The 19,117-nt window shown below is 33.3% G+C and carries 15 protein-coding genes and 1 tRNA gene; 2 read left to right on the top strand and 14 right to left on the bottom strand.

The annotated features are described in order from the left end of the window. Positions 1-8 precede the first annotated feature (8 nt). The 9 genes from mgtE to C1S72_RS06815 all read right to left on the bottom strand — a co-directional run bounded on the left by mgtE (position 9) and on the right by C1S72_RS06815 (position 10,544). The gene (gene mgtE, locus C1S72_RS06850; protein ID WP_104735820.1) at positions 9-1,358 is read right to left on the bottom strand and encodes a magnesium transporter; all 1,350 of its coding nucleotides are present in this window, start codon (positions 1,356-1,358) and stop codon (positions 9-11) included. Positions 1,359-1,384: 26 nt separating this feature from the next. Further along, complete coding sequence (gene rsmA / locus C1S72_RS06845) at positions 1,385-2,155, bottom strand: 16S rRNA (adenine(1518)-N(6)/adenine(1519)-N(6))-dimethyltransferase RsmA (protein WP_104734879.1); 771 nt, start codon at positions 2,153-2,155, stop codon at positions 1,385-1,387. Between the two features lie 2 nt (positions 2,156-2,157). Beyond that, entirely contained in the window at positions 2,158-2,487 is a 330-nt protein-coding gene (locus C1S72_RS06840; protein WP_104734878.1) for a DUF4286 family protein, read from the bottom strand. 135 nt (positions 2,488-2,622) lie between these two features. Next, the gene (locus C1S72_RS06835) at positions 2,623-4,392 is read right to left on the bottom strand and encodes a tetratricopeptide repeat protein (RefSeq protein ID WP_104734877.1); all 1,770 of its coding nucleotides are present in this window, start codon (positions 4,390-4,392) and stop codon (positions 2,623-2,625) included. 176 nt (positions 4,393-4,568) lie between these two features. Further along, entirely contained in the window at positions 4,569-4,697 is a 129-nt protein-coding gene (locus C1S72_RS14565; protein WP_262496519.1) for a hypothetical protein, read from the bottom strand. A 147-nt stretch (positions 4,698-4,844) separates the two neighbouring features. Further along, positions 4,845-6,116, bottom strand: a complete 1,272-nt coding sequence (gene serS, locus C1S72_RS06830) for a serine--tRNA ligase (RefSeq protein ID WP_104734876.1) — start codon at positions 6,114-6,116, stop codon at positions 4,845-4,847. Positions 6,117-6,161: 45 nt separating this feature from the next. Then, positions 6,162-7,481, bottom strand: a complete 1,320-nt coding sequence (locus tag C1S72_RS06825) for an HTTM domain-containing protein (RefSeq protein WP_104734875.1) — start codon at positions 7,479-7,481, stop codon at positions 6,162-6,164. Beyond that, the gene (locus C1S72_RS06820; RefSeq protein WP_104734874.1) at positions 7,471-8,406 is read right to left on the bottom strand and encodes a bifunctional riboflavin kinase/FAD synthetase; all 936 of its coding nucleotides are present in this window, start codon (positions 8,404-8,406) and stop codon (positions 7,471-7,473) included. Before C1S72_RS06820 ends, C1S72_RS06825 begins: the two co-directional genes overlap by 11 nt. Positions 8,407-8,486: 80 nt before the next feature. Then, positions 8,487-10,544: a M43 family zinc metalloprotease gene (locus tag C1S72_RS06815; RefSeq protein WP_104734873.1), complete on the bottom strand. Its 2,058-nt coding sequence runs from the start codon at positions 10,542-10,544 to the stop codon at positions 8,487-8,489. A gap of 209 nt (positions 10,545-10,753) precedes the next feature. Between C1S72_RS06815 and C1S72_RS06810 the strand changes: the two genes are divergently transcribed. Next, positions 10,754-13,492: a T9SS type A sorting domain-containing protein gene (locus C1S72_RS06810; RefSeq protein WP_104734872.1), complete on the top strand. Its 2,739-nt coding sequence runs from the start codon at positions 10,754-10,756 to the stop codon at positions 13,490-13,492. Between the two features lie 49 nt (positions 13,493-13,541). Here the strand turns inward: C1S72_RS06810 and pth are convergent, their stop codons facing one another. From pth to C1S72_RS06795, 3 genes are all read right to left on the bottom strand, one after another. Beyond that, a complete protein-coding gene (pth, locus tag C1S72_RS06805) occupies positions 13,542-14,108 on the bottom strand; it encodes an aminoacyl-tRNA hydrolase (RefSeq protein WP_394338525.1) in 567 nt (188 codons plus the stop codon). A gap of 144 nt (positions 14,109-14,252) precedes the next feature. Further along, the gene (locus tag C1S72_RS06800; RefSeq protein ID WP_104734870.1) at positions 14,253-14,915 is read right to left on the bottom strand and encodes a 50S ribosomal protein L25/general stress protein Ctc; all 663 of its coding nucleotides are present in this window, start codon (positions 14,913-14,915) and stop codon (positions 14,253-14,255) included. 23 nt (positions 14,916-14,938) lie between these two features. After that, a complete protein-coding gene (locus tag C1S72_RS06795; RefSeq protein ID WP_104734869.1) occupies positions 14,939-15,880 on the bottom strand; it encodes a ribose-phosphate pyrophosphokinase in 942 nt (313 codons plus the stop codon). 144 nt (positions 15,881-16,024) lie between these two features. On the opposite strand from C1S72_RS06795, the gene C1S72_RS06790 reads away from it, so the two are divergent. Further along, positions 16,025-16,106 (top strand) — tRNA-Leu (locus C1S72_RS06790). 116 nt (positions 16,107-16,222) lie between these two features. On the opposite strand, the gene C1S72_RS06785 is transcribed toward C1S72_RS06790, so the two are convergent. After that, complete coding sequence (locus C1S72_RS06785; protein WP_104734868.1) at positions 16,223-18,040, bottom strand: dienelactone hydrolase family protein; 1,818 nt, start codon at positions 18,038-18,040, stop codon at positions 16,223-16,225. A gap of 57 nt (positions 18,041-18,097) precedes the next feature. Further along, complete coding sequence (locus C1S72_RS06780) at positions 18,098-19,081, bottom strand: alpha/beta fold hydrolase (RefSeq protein ID WP_104734867.1); 984 nt, start codon at positions 19,079-19,081, stop codon at positions 18,098-18,100. Positions 19,082-19,117: the final 36 nt, after the last annotated feature.

The following is a 19,117-nucleotide window of genomic DNA, read 5'->3' as shown; positions in this document are numbered from 1 at the left end:
ATCGGTATTTAGAATCCAATAATCAATCCTGCTAAAACAAAAAATAAATAAATACCTAAAATATCATTACTAGTTGTAATAAATGGACCTGTCGCTATTGCTGGGTCAATTCCGCGTTTATCTAGAATAATAGGAACGAATGTCCCAACAAGTGCTGCCACAACAATAACCGACATCATTGAAACTGCTATTGCAATACTTTCAGTTGTGTCTTGACCAATTATAAATCCAAAGAGTATAACTAGTAAAGCTAAAGCAAAGCCGTTAATAAGACTTAAGCCAACTTCCTTTAGTAAACGCTTCAGTAGACTACCTTTTACATTGTCATTTGCTAAACCTTGAACAATAATAGCACTCGATTGTACACCAACATTTCCTGCCATAGCTGCTATTAAAGGTGTGTAAAAAAACAAGGAAGGGACTGTAGACATGATATGCTCATAGTCTTTCATAATAAACACACTTCCTAAACCACCAAACAGACCTAAAATAAGCCAAGGTAGTCGCGCTTTGGTGAGTTCAAGAATACTATCATCTGCTTCAACATCTTGAGAAATACCTGCTGCTAACTGGTAATCCTTATCAGCTTCTTCACGAATAACATCAACAATATCATCAATAGTAATACGTCCAACAAGCGTGTTGTTTTGGTCTAAAACAGGTATGGCTTCCAAATCGTATTTTTGCATGATTTTGGCAACGTCTTCCACATCTTCATCAACATAAACATAGTCAACATTGGAGTTAGATATTTCAGCAATTTTTTGGTCGCTTTTTGCAGTAATGAGATCTTTTAATGATAATCTTCCAATAAGTTTGTCTTCTTTATCAACCACGTAAATGGAATGCACACGTGTGACATCTTTGGCTTGTCCACGAATGCGACGCATACAACCAGCAACGGTCCAGGTTTCATAGACTTTTACCAACTCTTTAGCCATGAGGCCACCAGCAGTATCCTCATCATAAGCTAAAAGCTCTTCAATTTCGGCTTTGTGTTCAGCATCTTCAATATTTGAAATAACTTCTTCCTGACGTTCTTCGGGAAGTTCCGAAATCATGTCCGCCGCATCATCGGTATCTAGCTCCTCAATTTCTTCAGCAATCTCTTTGGCTGAAAGATTTTTTAAAACCTTTTCTCTAATGTCCTCATCTAATTCCATTAAGACATCCGAAGTGGTTTCGGAATCTAATAGCTTAATAACATACACTGCTTCCTCTTGATTGAGTTCATCAAGAATTTCGGCAATATCAGCGTAATGGAACTCTTTAAAAAGGGTTTTTAACTCTTTATCGTCTTGTTGTTCGATAAGGGTTTCAACCTTTTCAATGAGTTCATCAGTCAATTGAAATTGTATGTTTTCGTTTTCTTCTACCAAAGGATTTAATCGTTTTCAATAAGCAATGTGAGCTCTATAAACTCTAAAACACTTAATTGTTCTGGTCTTTTGTCAAATATAACATTTGCTTTTAAATTATCAGATAAATTGAGTGTTTTTAAACTATTGCGAAGCGTCTTGCGTCGCTGCTGAAAACCGGTTTTTACAACTTTGAAGAATAGTTTTTCGTCACAAGGTAATGTGTAGTTGTCTTTACGTTTGAGCAGCAACACACCAGAATCTACTTTTGGAGGTGGATTAAACACTGAAGGAGGAACTGTAAATAGATAGTTGGCATTGTAAAAAGCTTGAGTTAAAACAGATAGGATACCATAAGCTTTACTGCCCTCTTTTGAGCATATACGCATAGCAACTTCCTTTTGAAACATACCTGAAAACTCGGGAACTTGCTGACGTATTTCTAATAGTTTAAATACAATTTGCGACGAAATGTTGTAAGGGAAATTTCCGATGATCGCAAAAGGTTCATCGTTAAATATATCTTTTAAATTATATTTTAAAAAGTCTTGTTCAATGATCCTATCAGCAAGATTAAGATAGTTAGCCTTTAAATAATCAACTGATTCAGTATCGATTTCAATAACGTGAGTTGTAATGTCTTTTTCAAGCAAATATTTGGTGAGCACACCCATTCCTGGGCCAATCTCCAATACGTGATTGTAATTTTTGTAAGACAAAGTAGCTGCTATTTTGCGAGCAATATTTTCGTCTTTTAAAAAGTGCTGACCTAAATGTTTTTTTGCTTTTACTGACATGTTTATTCCTTAAAATTTACGGTGTATTCGTCAATTATTTCCAATTCAGTTCTAAAGGCTAACATTTTATCAGCAAACTTTTTTGAGCTTTCATTTCTTAAAGCTTCTGCATCATTATTATAATAATCGTCTAGTGCTTGGCGTGACAAAGCTCTAAATTGAATAGAATAAGTTACACCGCCTTGTTCTTCTTCAACTAAAACCTTTGTTAATCGCGCTTCTTTAAATTTACCTGTAGCAAGTACTTGTGGTATATGTTCAGATTTCATCCATTCTAACCATTCGTTGTGAACACTATCATCAATATTTATGGTAACGTTATAAATAATCATAATCTCATTTTTTGGAAATAATAACAAGACAAAGTACAAGAGTTATATGCCATAATCAAAGTATTTTATCTCTTTTTTATAACAAGAATTTAATTTAAGCGAATATGTGATGCATTGAAAAGTATGATCTTTTTATTAATTTATAGCATCGCCACGAAGCATACGGTATTTTTTTCGTGCTTCAACAAAGTAAATACTGTCCTCATAATTAAACAGAACTTGCTCATAATATTCTTTGGCTTTTTCAGGCTGCTGTAGTTGTTTTTCGTAAAGTTCTGCCAAGGCAAAGTACGCATCATCAGCCAAAAGATCTTCTTTGTAATTAGTAATGATATTTAAATAATTGGCTTCAGCCTTTTCAAATTCTTTTTTCTCTTCAAAAAGTTTCGCCTGCTTGTACAATGCTTGATCTTCAATGGTTTTTCCTTTGTGTTCTATTAAAACTTTGTCTAGAATAGTAATGGCTTCATCAGTTCTGTTTTGAAAAGCTAACAAATCAGCTTTGGCATAAAGCTTTAAAGCTGTCTGGGTTGAATCTTCAAACTTGTTATCAGTAATTAAAAGCATAAGGTCTAGTGCGTCGTTGGCTATTAATTGAGAAGTTGATGATTTTAAAACTTTAAGTTGTGATTCAGCCCAATTAAAATCACCTTTAAAATAACTAGTTCGCGCCACCTTAAATCGCGCTTCTTGTGAAATGGTACTGTTCTTTAAATTTCGTTGAATTTGAGAGTAATAAATTAATGCTTCGTTAAATTTTTCTTCAAATACCAATATGTCTGCAAGTTCTAGTTTTACTTTACCTTCTTGTAAGTCTGTTAAAGGTAAATCCAAACATTTCTTGAGTAATTTAGATGCATTTGCAGTTTCATGTTTGTAGAATGCCAAAAAATGAGCGTATGAAATTTGTAGAGACAATGTTCTTAAAGATCTTCCATAGGTTTCAAAAAGTTCTTGGTAACTTTTATCAATGGTATTGGTATCCTCATTGGTTTCAACTTCAATCTGAAGTAAATTATTATAAGCCTCAATTTGGATTTCTGGGTCTTGTGCTGTTTCAGTGATATAAGTAAAAATTGTTTTTGCAATCTCATATTCCTGATCATTTTCAGCAATAAAGGCGAGCTCATTTATTCGGTCTAAACTTTCAGGCTTTCTGTTGAAAATAGCCTTTTCTTGTGTGAAAGCTTTTTTATAGTCTTTTTGTTGTATAAAAAGCCAGCTTAACAACTCATTCCATAGCAGGTCTGGTTTTTGTTGAATTTTTTTGAGTAGTATTTTTTTTAGAATGAGATTGTTCCCATTTTCACTATCCTCCGATATAAATTGATTAAAAGCTTGTTTGATTCTATTAACATAGGTGTCATTAAACTCCATGAAATTTAAATAGCTTTCAAACATTTTTTCAATATTACCTTGTTCACCATAAATTCTGGCTAGTTGTGAATTGAAATTTAAATCAGCCTTGAGTTCCATGGCTTTTTCATAGGTAGTGACCGCACGTTCTAATAGTGAACGGTCTTCAAAATATTTGCCAACAGAGAAAGCGTAATTTGGGTTAGTATCTACAAATGAAATGGCTTTGTCATAATTGACATTTGCTTGTTCTAAATTATTTTTTAATTGAAAATTATACCCTAATTCAACATATAAAGCGGGATAGGTAATTCTTGAAATTTGTTTCTGTAACAAACTTTCTGCCTCATCATACTGTTCAAGCTGTTGGTGAGATTTAATAAGTGCAATAAAATAAGTGTTGTTGTTTGGTGTTTTATTGTATAAGGCTTGATATGTTGCTAACGCTTTTTCAAACTCACCGTTTTTAAAATATTCTTTAGCTAGCAAATCTTCTTGTGAAAACAGGCTAGTAGTTATTAAGAAACTTATTATAAACAGCAATCTCATACACGTACTTTTTGTAAATATAACAAAAGTGAACTCTAGTTATTGTGAATGTTTTTATAAAAAAAATGCCTGAAGGTTTTTCAGGCATTTACCAACCAAAATAAATGTGCTATTAATCATTGTTAGTTTGTAACATGATTCAATTACTCGATTGGGGCAATTTTTATATCGTGATGTTATTTAGAAGCTATGGTAGCGATAACTATTGAGTTGTTTTCTTGAGATATATCAATATCTGAAAATAAAACTTTACTCGCTATGAATGCTAAAGCCAATAGTAGAAAAATGCGTTTAAGATTTTTCATGATAAGTAGGTTTTTTAGTTTTGGGACTGTAAACATCGAAATTATTTTCTAAAAAACAAAAAAAAATCGTTAAACAGCATGTGATTTTTGCTTTTTAACGATTTTTATGTTCTTAAATTGATATAATAGACAGAAAAAGACTACAAATTAATCAATAATTGAAAATCCAGTGTAAGGAATTAATACATCTGGTATTTTAATGCCTTTTTCGGTTTGGTAATTTTCCAAAATTCCAGCCAATACTCTTGGTAATGCTAAAGAACTTCCATTGAGAGTATGAGCCAATTCTTTTTTTCCTTCATTATTTTTGAAACGTAACTTTAATCTATTCGCTTGAAAGGTTTCAAAATTTGAAACAGATGATATTTCTAACCAACGATCTTGAGCTGTAGAAAATACCTCAAAGTCGTAAGTTAACGCTGAAGCAAATGTTACATCGCCACCGCAAAGCTTTAAGATTCTATATGGTAATTTAAGCTCGTTTAGAATGGTTTTTACATGCTCAATCATACCATTAAAAGCATTATAAGAATTATCTGGATGCTCAACTCTTATTATTTCAACTTTATCGAATTGGTGTAAACGGTTTAAACCACGAACATGTGCGCCATAGCTACCAGCTTCACGACGAAAACATGGTGTATAGCCAGTAATAGTAACTGGTAATTCGCTTTGATCTAAAATAACATCTCTAAAGATATTTGTGCCTGGTACTTCTGCGGTTGGAATTAAATATAAATTATCTTCAGTTACATGATACATTTGGCCTTCTTTATCAGGTAATTGACCAGTACCATAACCAGATGCTTCGTTTACCAAATGAGGTAATTGATATTCAGTATAGCCTGCTTCGGTGTTTTTGTCCAAAAAGTAAGCTATTAAAGCACGTTGTAAACGCGCGCCTTTATTTTTATAAACTGGGAATCCTGCACCAGCTATTTTGTTTCCCAATTCAAAATCAATGATATCGTATTTTTTTGCCAATTCCCAATGAGGTAATGCGTTATCATACAGTTTTGGGATAGCTCCTTCTTTAAAAATTTCTTCATTGTCTTCATCTGAAGTTCCATTAGGAACAGATTCATGTGGGATATTAGGAATTTTATATAGAAGCTCATTTAGCGCATTGGAGGTTGTAGCTAATTGTTCAGATAAACTTTTAGAAGACTCTTTTAAATCGGTAGTTTTAGTTTTTAGAGCATTGGCTTTATCAACGTCACCACTCTTAAAAAGCATCCCTATCTCTTTGGAAAGGCTATTTGATTCAGCAAGGGTATTGTCTAATTCTGTTTGGATAGCTCTACGTTCTTCATCTAACTGAATTGCTTCATCAACCATTTGCGTAGCATCCAAATTTCTTTTAGCTAAACGCTCAACAACCAAATCTCTGTGCTCCCTAATAAAAGATACTTGTAACATATACTTAAAAAATTAAGGCACAAATTTAAGGAATTGCCTAGAGATTTAATCTAGTTTTGAGGGTAAAATCCAAGAGCTGTGTTTGAAAGTGTCCCAATCTATCGCAGCTAAATCTACTTCCTTATCAATTAATGGTGAAAATGGACGTCCATTAACGCTTATTTTGCAGTCAACAAACACCGAAATATCTTGTCCTTTTGCCGCATATTCTTTTTTTAAACGTTGAGAAAATTGCCAGATAAAATCTGGTTTTGTACTAGCTGGACGTTGTTGTTTTTTAGTCAGATAATCATTTAAATTAACTGTTGTGGTTTTATTAGTTTTGTTATCTACAACATAATAGGTTGCGTAACCATATTTTGATCGTAACATCATGCGCCATGACATACGATGCGCTTCTTCAGTCCACAAAACATTATCTTCTATAACATGATGACGAAGGGGAAGAAAAATTTGAATAACAAAATAAACTGAAAACACACCTAATAGAATGTTTCTGTTGCTTGGAATGCTTATTTCGGAGCCTTCGTAATAAGGCTTTCTCTTTAAAAAAAGTCTATTAATAGTTTTTGAATCAAAAAAGAACAACGTAAACGCTAACGATAGGTAGGGAAAAATACCGACTTGAAAAACAATGGAATTAAATAAATGGAAAAAAATTGAAGCAAAAAAGGCAGCTTTTCGAGTTGGTTTGTATAACAGTAATGGAATAATTAAGCCATCATACAAAATACCACCATATGCCAAAAAATAATGGACCCAATGTTGCTGTAATAGATCGCCTACAATGTAATAATGTTGTTTGCCTTTCATCAATATTTCCATAACTGTTAAATCCAACCAGTCAGGATAAATCTTGGCAACAGATCCGTAGGTATAAACAATAAACATTTGTAAAATAATAATCACTCTGCACCAATTGGGCATGGAAATCATTTTTAAATTAGGGTTGTTTTTTGCGTCAATCGAAGCATATTTATGTGCAGGTAAAATAGCCATTATAGCACTTAAAAGTATAAGTAGATAATAATGGTTGTTGTAAGAGGATTTTTGCATCAAATAGGTTATGAGCCACATGACGGTAAACATAATTGTGCTAAAACGGTACTTATAACCCAACATTATAAAGAGTCCAAAAATTCCCATCACTATATAGTATGCATACATACCATAACCAGGTAATGGTTGTAACCATTCAAAACCTATAAATGTAAACGTAAATTCAGGGTCTATTAAGGTTCGTTTTACCCAACCAGTAAAAATGGCACCAACAGATTCCAAAAAGCATAAAAGACCAAAAATTATTCTAAAAACAATTAGAGGACTATTATCAATTTGTTTGAAAAGAAAACTGTTAATGTTCATTGGGTTTAAGGTAGCTTTCGGCTGTCTTTTTGTCGATGATTAACTGATTTTTTAATTGGTCTATGGAATCAAATTTTCGCTCATCACGTATTCTGTGTAATAAATCTACTTGAATTTCTTCATTGTAAATGGACTTATTAAAGTTGAAAAAATGTATTTCAATAGATTGTGCGTTGTTTTTTTCAATGGTAGGATTTGTCCCAATATTCATCATACCAAACAAAACCTCATTTTTGTAGTAACCTTTTACAACATAAACACCTTGTTTTGGAATAAGTTTGTAGTCTTCTTCTATTTTTAAATTAGCGGTAGGGAATGTTATTTGCTTACCAAGCCCTTTGCCTTCAATCACTTTCCCTGTGAGCATATAAGGATAACCCAAAAATAAATTTGCTGTTTCAATGTCACCATTTATCAATGCCTTTCGAATTTTAGTTGAACTAACAGAAACGTCGTTTACATCTTGAGCAGAAATTTCCTCAACATCAAAATGATAATCTTTTCCAAAGTTTCTTAAATCATCAATATTTGCTGAACGGTTTCTACCAAAATGGTGGTCATATCCAATAATGACTTTTTGAGTGTTTAATTGTTCTACTAGTAATTGTTTAACAAACTCTTCTGCCGTTAATCTTGAAAACTCAGGTGTAAATTTTTCAACTATAAAATGATCCAGTCCCAAATTTTCTAATATTGCTTGTTTTTCCTTCAGTGTATTTAACAATTTTATATTCGCATCTTTTTGCAAAACCATTCTTGGATGCGGAAAAAAAGTAAGAATAACAGATTCTAAATCATTGTTTTTAGCTGTTTCTATGAGCCTTTTTACGATTTTCTTATGTCCAACATGTACACCATCAAAGGTGCCAATGGTAACAACAGTTTTGGTTTTGAAAGAATTTTTTAGGGAATGATTAATTTTCAAAGTGAAACGTATTTATACAAAAATAAAAAAGAGGATTGATACAATTGTTCAATCCTCTTTTTTATTTATGAAACTAACTGTTATTCCTTTATAAAAGGTAACGTCACAGCTGAATCATTCTTTATTATTTTAACAAAATACATGCCGTTGCTTAATTCAGAAGAATTAATGCTTAAATCAGCATTTGATGATATTTGTTTTGTTGTAACTGTTTGTCCCAACATGTTATAAATGCTGTAAGAGTCTGGTAAATCATTATTACTTACCGAGATATTTAGTACATTAGTTGTTGGGTTTGGATAAATACGGATAGAATTAAGCACAAAGTCTTCAATGCTTAAACTTCCTAAAACATTTATGGTGTAATCTTCAACTTCTGCATCATGATTGTTGGAACAAGGTGCAGGGAAAGCATTAAATTGTGTTGCTACTCTCATAATAGTATTTCCTAGTACTGCGTCACTTGGGATTGTAATACTTAATGGAGAATTACCAGTTGGACCATTTTCAACATTTTGAGCAACACCCAAATCATATTCCTCACCAGCATCATCCAAAGAACAATTTTGATTCCAGTCAATCCAAACTCGCGTACCTACAGGAAAGTTACCATCAGTATTTACATATACTGTTATATCATAAGTGCTTTCTCTGTTAACGTCAGTTGATAAATTAGTAAAATCACTGTAACCAACGTCTAAGTCATTTCCTCCACCACCTTGTGGGTTGTTATCAAGATTATTAATTGTATTGAAACTAACTCCTTTTACACTTGTGAAATAACCATCAGTAGCATCACCCACAGAAGCACAAGGTCCAGAATTACTAGTTAAAGTAAAGCAAGATGTCGCATTATTATTACAAGCACGAGCATCTCCAGTGCTTGAAATTGATACGTTTAAATCGTGGTCTCCAGCTGTAGATGTTATACTAGAAAGCGTGATTGTTTCAGACTCTCCATTAGCTAATGATCCAGTCCAATTATAATTTTCTGAAGTACCTCCATCTATATCATAGGTAATAGTGGCACTAGTTAGTGTATTGGTTCCCCAATTAGTTAAAATTATTTCAGGGTTAGCCTCCGTACCACAAGAAACATTTAAACTTTCAATAGCAACAGCACTATCATTATTTACAGGAGGAAGAGGATCCGCACCATTTGAAGACGCTAAACTAGATCTTGAACTTGCTAATATAGCCTGAACTCGAGCTTTTTGACCATTTGTAAAAATATTCATACATGTGTCGTCGGTATAATCCATATAATTTTCAATCATATCAACCGTTCCACATGACTGATGACCTGTAGGGCAACCATAATTTGGATCATCTACAGCAGGTGTGTCCGCAACCTGATCTCCACCACCACAACCACCTTGAAAGGTGTGTAATAATCCTAAATAATGTCCTACTTCATGTGTCATAGTTCTGCCCTTGTCATATGGTGGACTCAATGCAAATGTACCATCATCATAATCTGAACTTCCAAAATACGTATGACCAGCACTAACACCATCAGTGTTTGCAGATCCTCCTGGAAATTGAGCAAAACCCAATACTGTAGTTAAATCACCTACATATTTTGAAGACCACATATTCATATACAAATCACGATCCCAAATAGTTTGAGTTTTCCAAAACTGAACATCAGCTTGGTCAGTGCCATCTTGACAAATATTAACACGGTTAATACCATTGGTTGGACAACCATCTGGAGTTCGTTGAGCCATGACAAATTCTACTTCAACGTCAGCACCATCAGGATCTGTATTGTAACCTGGTGTACCAACCATACGTCTAAAATCTTCATTCATGACTGTAACTTGAGATAATACTTGAGCATCAGTAATGTTAGGCCCGCTACCAATAGGTTCTCCATTGTGTAAGACATGAACAACCAGTGGAATTTCAATAACAACTCTTCTTTGAGGTGAATTACTCAATTCTTCAATTTTAGTATTCAGTTGCTGTCTAAATGATTCGCTACCCATCATGTTAGGATACTGTTCTAGTAATTCAGCATTATAAATGTCAGTAAGACATTTAGTAAACTCTTGAGAGTTTTTTTGTTGAGCAATTAAAAAACTAGGCATACAGAAAAATATGAATAGTAATTTAAGCAATGTAGTTCTTTTCATAATGTAATTAATTAAGGTTCAAGGAAAATTGAGCGTCTAAATTACAAAAGAAAAATAGTTTTTTAAGTTAGTTTTTTAGATTTTTTGACAAAAAAGATTGAATTCATTGAATATTTATAAATTTTTAGCAAAAAAATTATTGAATAAAAAAATATATCCTCATTTTTGTTGAGTATCACCTTAAGAATTAACTTAATACAATTAATTAAATGCAAAAAATTACTACTCGTTATGCAACTTGCAAAAGACAACTTTTATTCTTTAGCATTTTTATTCTAGTTACCCAAATTACAATTGCTCAAAAGGAAATGCCTCAAAGAGCCATTGAGATAAATTTGGAGGCAGATGAACTAATTGAAACTGAAATTAGAAAATCTGGCCGCTATAATGTTGCAACAGGTTTACCAGTGGCATTATATGATCTTAATTTTGAAGTGCCACAAGGTTCGCCAGAATCTATGGCTATGTATTATTTGCAACAGGAATCAAAAAAACTTGGTATTCCTACCAATGAGATTTCTAATTTACGTCACCATGCCACAAGAACCACCGATGTAGGTTCTGTAGTGAGATACCGACAATATTTTGGTAATTACCCAGTAAATAATAATGAAGTTACTATTACAATTTCCCCTGAAAACAAAGTGGTTTATGTGATGAATAGTTACCAAAGCCATGTGAATTTGAGAAATATCCAGCCAAGTATATCTGAAAATGATGCTTTTACAATTGCAAATAGTTATCTAAATGTACAAAGTAGTATTAGTTTTAGAGATAGTCATTTGGTTGTTTATAAAAATTCCAAAATCACAAAATTAGCTCATGAAGTTGTTATTTCAGCAACTGAACCACTAGGAGAGTGGCATGTTTTTATTGATGCTTTGACTGGTGAAATTTTTAAGGCAGTTGATAAAAACTGTTATTACACTGAACACGATAAAAACTGTTCAGAAAATTGTGAGCATAACGAAAACAGAAATTACAGAAGACGAGTTAATGGAACAGGAATGGTGTTTGACCCAGACCCATTAACATCTAACACGGTTACTTATGGAGGTCAGTATGTCGATGGAAATGATGCTACAAACGCATCTTTAGATGCCGCTCGTTTTAGTGTAACATTGAATGATATTACTCAAAATGGAAGTACTTATTCATTGGTAGGGCCTCGTGCTGAAATTATTGACTTTGATACGCCTAATACAGGTTTATTTACACAAAATTCACCTGATTTTATTTTTAATAGACAAGATCAAGGTTTTGAACCAGTAAACACTTATTATCATATTGATTATATGATGAATTATATAAATAATACTTTAGGTTGTGATGTTATGCCATATCAATATTCAGGAGGTGTTCAGTATGATCCTCATGGTGCTGGTGGAGCGGACAATTCCTATTATACTGGAGGCGCTGGAAGACTTTCTTTTGGAGAAGGTTGTGTAGATGATGCCGAAGATTCTGACGTTATTCATCATGAATTGGGTCATGGTTTGCACGATTGGGTAACCAGCGGCGGATTATCTCAAGTAGATGGATTAAGTGAGGGCTGTGGAGATTATGTAGCGCAGTCCTATAATAGAGGAATTAGTATTGCGAATGGTTATTGGTCTGATACAGATCCTGCTTGGAATTATGTCTTTAACTGGGATGGACACAACCCATGTTGGCCTGGTCGCACAACCGATTATGGGGCTACTTATCCAGGAGGACTTACAGGTTCCATTCACGCCAACGGTCAAATTTGGGCTACTTGTTTAATGGGTGTTTGGGATCAAATTGGCCAACAACAGATGGATAAAATTTTCTATGAAGGTTTAGGAATGACCAATGGGGGTTCAAGCCAAAATGATGCTGCCAATGCTGTTTACCAAGCAGCTGTTAATCTTAATTATGATGTAAGTGAGTTAGATATTATATACAGTAGCTTATCAGATTGTGGTTACACTATTGCTTTGTTGCATGGGCCACCAGTTGCGGGTATAGGAGCAGATAACACTGTAATTTGTTTGGATTCCCAAAACACAGTTATGTTTACAGATTTAACGCAACCAGCAGGTACATCATGGACTTGGACATTTGAAGGTGGTTCTCCGGCTGTTTCTAATGACCAAAACCCAACAGTAGCTTATAGCGCGATTGGTACTTTTGATGTGACATTAGAAGTAACAAATTCTGAAGGGACAGATACTCTATTAATTGAAGATTATATAACAGTAGTTTCAGGAGATGGTTGTCCTAATTGTACTACAACTACCAACGATACACCTGTTGCCATTTCTCCAACAGGTGCGGGATTAGAATATAATTCTATTATTAACATACCTGATAGTGGTGAAGTAATTGATGTAAATGTTACAAATATAACAGGATTACATACCTGGGTTAGTGATTTAACTTTCACCTTAATTAGTCCTTCAGGCACTGAAGTAGAATTGGTAGGTGATATCTGTGACGATTTAGATAACTTTAATTTTGGATTTGATGATGCTGTAACGCCTAGTGCAATACCTTGTCCTCCAATCAACGGTGCAACTTTTGTCCCTACAGAGTCTTTATCTGCTTTTAATGGAGAAGATGCTCAAGGAGATTGGACATTAAATATCGTTGATGCATTTAATCAGGATGGTGGTCAATTAAGTGAATGGACATTAGAAGTTTGTACCATACCTTCATTATCAATATATGAAAATAGTTTTGAAGAATTTGCTATTTTCCCTAATCCTAATAATGGATCTTTTACAATTAAATTGAATTCGCGTTCAAATAGTAATATTATTGTTGAAGTCTATGATATAAGAGGTCGTTCGGTTTATAATAAGTCATTTAACAATAACGCAAACTTTAATAAGGTTATTGATTTAAATAATGCTCAATCAGGAGTATATCTTGTAAAAGTGAACGACGGTGACAAACAAACTATTAAAAAGATTTTAGTAGAGTAATTTTAGCAATCAATCTAAAATAAAAAAGGAAACCATTCGGTTTCCTTTTTTATTTTCCGTTAAATGTATTCATAGTGTTATTTACTCCTGCTGTTCCAAAAGATTTTATAAGTTCAACAGATTTTTCTAGGCGTTCTGGTAGTTTGGATTTTTCGTCGTCATTCCATTCACCTAAAACGTAATCTACTTGTCGTCCCTTACTAAACTCATCACTAATTCCAAATCGGAATCGGTTGTATTTTGTAGTCTGTAGTTTATCTTGAATATCCTTCAAACCATTGTGACCACCATCACTACCTTTAGTTTTTAATCGTATGCTACCAAAAGGTAGGTTTAAATCATCAGTAATAATCAGTAGGTTTTCCAAAGGAATTTTTTCTTTGGTAAGCCAATATAAAACGGCTTTGCCACTCAAATTCATATAGGTGCTTGGTTTCAAAAGAATAAAAGTTCTTCCTTTAAATTTGTACGTAGTAATATCGCCTAATTTTTGAGCTTCAAACTTTAAATCTTCTTTTTCAGCCAGAAAATCCAATATCTTAAATCCTATATTGTGTCTGGTATGAGCGTATTTTTCTCCAATATTACCTAATCCTACAATTAAAAACTTTTTCATAACATCATTTTCTTGATCAATTTGATCAGCTTCTTTTCTTTTCAATAAATTATAAATGAAACGAAACATAAATAGAATTTATGTAAAAATAAAAAAGCACTCTGAATAATCAGAATGCTTTTTATGATTTCATGTAATTGAAATTTATTCTTGAGCTTCAGAAGCTTCTGCAGGTGCTTCTGCTCCTTCAGCTGTAGCTTCAGTTCCTTCTGCTCCTTCTTCAAGTTCTTCGTCTTCATCTTCAACTTCAAGAACCATAGCAGCTCTTGCACGTTTAATTTGACAAACTACTGTGTTTTCAGAGTGCATGATTTTATAAAGATCATTTTCTAAAGCCGTTACATATAATTTGTTTCCAAGCTTTAAAGGCGTAATATCTACCTCAATAAAATCTGGTAAGTTTTTAGGTAAGGCTTTAACACGTAATCTACGAGAGTTTTTACGTAAAACACCACCTGCTTTTACACCTTTAGAGTTACCAACAAAGTGTACAGGAACTTCCATAGTAATAGGTTTTCCTTCGTGTAGTTGGTAGAAATCTATATGTAGAATTCTATCTGTTACAGGATGAAATTGAATATCCTGCATGATGGCATTGTAGCTTTCGCCATTATCCATAGTAATCACAACTGTATGCGCGTTAGGCGTATAAACCAGTTTTGAAAATGCGATTTCATCAGCAGAGAAATGCACTGGCTTATCACCTCCGTATAAAACGCAAGGTACCTGTCCAGCATTACGTAAGGCTTTTGTTGACTTTTTGCCCACGCTTTCTCTTTGAGATCCGTTGATTGTAATTGACTTCATTTTTATTTATATTAATTATTAAATTACATTATAAATTTCGAACTAATTGACTTGTTGTAATGCACATTCTGCATAACTTCGGCAAAAAGTTCGGCACAGCTTAATACACGTATTTTGCTGCTTTCTTGTTTTAAGGGAATAGAATCTGTGACGATTAATTCCTCTAATTTTGAGTTTTCTAAACGTTCATAAGCATTACCCGATAAAATTGGATGCGTACAAATAGCTCTTACACTTAACGCACCACGTTCCATCATTAAATCAGCTGCTTTGGTTAAGGTGCCTGCCGTATCAACCATATCATCAGCTAAAACAACATTCTTACCAGTAACATCACCAATTAATTCCATATGCGAAATAACATTGGCTTTGGCTCTTTGCTTATAACAAATGACTACATCACTTTCTAAAGCTTTAGAATATGCATAAGCTCTTTTGGATCCACCCATGTCTGGTGAAGCAATTGTTAAGTTATCTAAATTCAAACTTCTTAAGTAAGGTAAGAAGATAGTTGATGCAAATAAGTGATCAACTGGTTTTTCAAAAAATCCTTGAATTTGATCAGCATGTAAATCCATAGTAATTATACGAGTAGCTCCTGCGGCTTCAAGCATTTTTGCAACAAGTTTAGCTGCAATTGGAACTCTTGGCTTATCTTTTCTATCTTGTCTAGCCCAACCAAAATAGGGTAATACAGCAGTGATGTGTCTCGCAGATGCACGTTTTGCAGCATCAATCATCAATAACATTTCCATCAGATTTTCAGGTCCAGGATGTGTAGAACCAATAATAAATACGCGAGCACCACGAATAGATTCTTCATATGATGGTTGAAATTCGCCATCACTGTAAGTTGAAGTAATAACATTACCCATACTAATACCAAAAGCGTTAGCAATTTTCTCGGCTAATACTTTGCTTTGAGAGCATGTAAAAATCTTGGCTTCAGTTGCTATATCAGGCATTGTTAATGAGTTGTTTAATAACGAATTAAATCGGTTTTGTTAAACGAGGTGCAAATTTAGGAATTTATTTCAACTGCAAAAGCATAAAAGCTACTATTTTTAATTGCTTATACTATTTTATTTTATAATTTTGCAGTCCTAAATGCTCAAGTGGCGGAATTGGTAGACGCGCTGGATTCAAAATCCAGTTCTTTCGGGAGTGTGGGTTCGATTCCCACCTTGAGTACATAATAAGCCTGTTAAACTACTGTTTTTCAGGCTTTTTGTTTTAGTGTTGTTTTGATAAAAAATTAATTATTAGGGAAGAAAGTAAAGCTCTCACGGTTATAAGTTTAAAATCTATTATTCCTTTATGTTTGGAGCATTTACCCTTCCTGAATTTAAGCCACGAATACTCATCGAAACAACTTCTTCATCAGTATTAAATTGAAATAGAATCTGCATATTGTCTCTTGGGTTATCACTTTCTACTAAAAATACATTTGCTTTATATGGCCATAAAATTATGGGTTCCACCCAGTAATTAGACTCCAGATAAAGCTTACCATCCTTAAGATATACTTCTCTATATCTTTCGCTATCAACAATATATTTACCGAGATAGGGTTGTAGGTCCTCTATACGGGTGTCATGATAATCTGGTATTTTAATTTTTAGTTGCTTTAAAGCATTTGAACTTTCTACGTCTCTTGGATTGTCAGCTAATGCTTTTTGATAATGTTTTGCAGCTAAATTTGAGTTATTTTTTTCTAAATATAAGTTTCCTAGCTCACGATGGATTGTATAAAAGTCTGGCATCACACGATCTGCTAATAATAAGGTTTTAATGGCTTCATTAACTTGATTGTTGTTTCTCAAAGTACTAGCGGTTTGAAACAAACTTCGCCAGTCTACCGTATTTAAGTAATCTTCTTCATAGGTCAAGGTTGAGTCGATTATCGTTTCAACATAGTCAACCCCTTTTTCAATGATTAACTGTCCTATGGAATTAGGATCTAAAGGTGCTCTTTTGCCTTTTTTAAATTGAAAACTAAAATCATGGCTTATAGGCTCATACTCTTTAAAACTATTTTTGTCCTTTAAATAGTGGTCAAAAAAGAGCCCTATATAGTTAGTCATTTCTGCATAAAACTTATAATGGGTTTCTTTTTCATCTTCAGTTAGAGTTTTGTTATTAACCATTTCATACAATAAGAATAAACCTGAAAAGTAATTATGGTTTTCAATATCGTATCTAATCAAGGCTTTGTCAGCATATTTTACATTTTCAAGAAATGTTGCTGGATTTTGATCGGGTGACTTTAAATTTTTACCAATGAATAGTAGATTTGAAGTAAAACGTTCTGGATTGTACAATTCACTTTTTGTAAAGTCATTCAACCATCCTTGGGACATAATGGAGCCATCTAATGAAATGGTTGCATCTACAGCTTTATTTTTTGAGGCGAATACAATGTTTGACAATCCGCCTAAACTAAACCCGAAAACACCAATTTTATTACTCGGATATTTTCTTTTTGCATATTGTAACAAGAATGCTAAATCTTCAGCCTGAACTTTAACAGCGTTTAAATTTCTTTGTTGAAGTTGTGAAAATTCACCCTTTGCCATAACCGAAAGCACAACATATCCTTTACTTGCCAAATATTCACACATAATACTATTATCTATTGCAGAAGTATTCATTGGTGGTGCATAAAGAATGATTGGAAAATCGCCTGTGATTTCATCAGCATCTAGAAGAGCATGGGTATTGCTATTCAGTATTTTTTTTAATTGATCTTGTTTTGTCTTGTTGTTTAAGGAATTAACAAGCGCATTGATACTAGTGTCTTTGTCTTCTATTGATGTTTTTTCAAAGTCTATTTCAGATGACGTGAAACCAATATAATCTTTATACAGTAAGTTATTAGATTTATTACCGAGTTTCGACGGATACCAAATAGAAACTTGCATTGGCCTGCCTATTGGGTATTCTGTTCTATTGCCGTAATAATCATATTTTTGGAAGAAAGAGCGGCTATTATCGTAGGTGTGAAACACTTTATAGCCTACGGAAAACTCTCCAAAAGTTAAGTGATTAGTAATATTGCTTTGTGAATGAGCGTTTAAAGTAATTAAGACTATAGTTATGATATTGAAATAGATTTTTTTATTCATTGTTGTTCTGTTTGTTTTAATTAAGATAGCCTCATAATAAAATTGTTACAGTTGTGCTTATTGATTTTTAACCAATTGTCTTATTTGTTTAACAATTATTTCAGGTTGATCAATTTGTATGTAATGCCCACTTTTTTTAGCAATAATTAGCTTACTATTTGTAGATAGATTCAGTAAATCTTTTTGTAACGAGTCTCTATGTTTTACTAACTGCTCTGAACTCCAATTTTCATCGCCTTCAGGCATACTTTTATTTCCTCCAGCAATGACTATTAACGGAATGTCATCCAAAGTGTATTTCCCTTTATTTAGATACATATCTTGCATAATTTCAGCTTCATAAGTATTACTTTGTCCTTTTACGTAAGTGAAAGGGCGCTCATTATAAATCCAATTGAAGCGCGCTTTATCTTCATCAGAAAACTTTTTAAGCATATCTCCAAAGTCTCGTTTCCCTTGAAACGATTTTATTTCAGGCTTTTCAGTCAATGGTGTTTTTACCACTTCTTTTATGGACTGGTCAGCAGTTAAACGCATACGTTTCCATTCCATTTGTTTTGTTTCCTTGTTAAAGATTTTAAGTGTCACATCTGGATGTGTAGCATCAACCATGACTACTCCTTTTACCTCATCTTTATATTCTACAGCAAACAAATTGGCTTGAATACCGCCCAAAGAATGTCCAACAACAATGTATGGTGCTTTGTAGCCAGCTTTTTGTAAGGTCTGATAGGTATCATATACTTGTTGGTTTAATGCTAGTCCGTGACCATGTTCACTCCAGCCTTCTCCTGCAAAATCAATAGCTACAGCTGTTGCAAACCTTCCAACTTTTGGTAGTACTAAATTCCAATGTAATGCAATATCGCCTGCACCATGAAAAAATACTACCGTTGGTCCTTTTTTGTCTTTGCCCTCCACTAATAAATGAATATTATGTCCGCCTATATCAACAAACTCACCAGGAGCATTAAATTCTTTTTTTTGAGGACTTGCTTTAATACAGCTCATTAAGAATAAGACTATTACTAACTTCTTCATTTTTTTGTTTTTTGTAGTTCTATTTTTTGAAAATTT

It is taken from the genome of Hanstruepera ponticola, assembly GCF_002940745.1.
GTDB classification, from domain to species: domain Bacteria; phylum Bacteroidota; class Bacteroidia; order Flavobacteriales; family Flavobacteriaceae; genus Hanstruepera; species Hanstruepera ponticola.
This window is presented reverse-complemented; position numbering and strand designations above follow the sequence as displayed.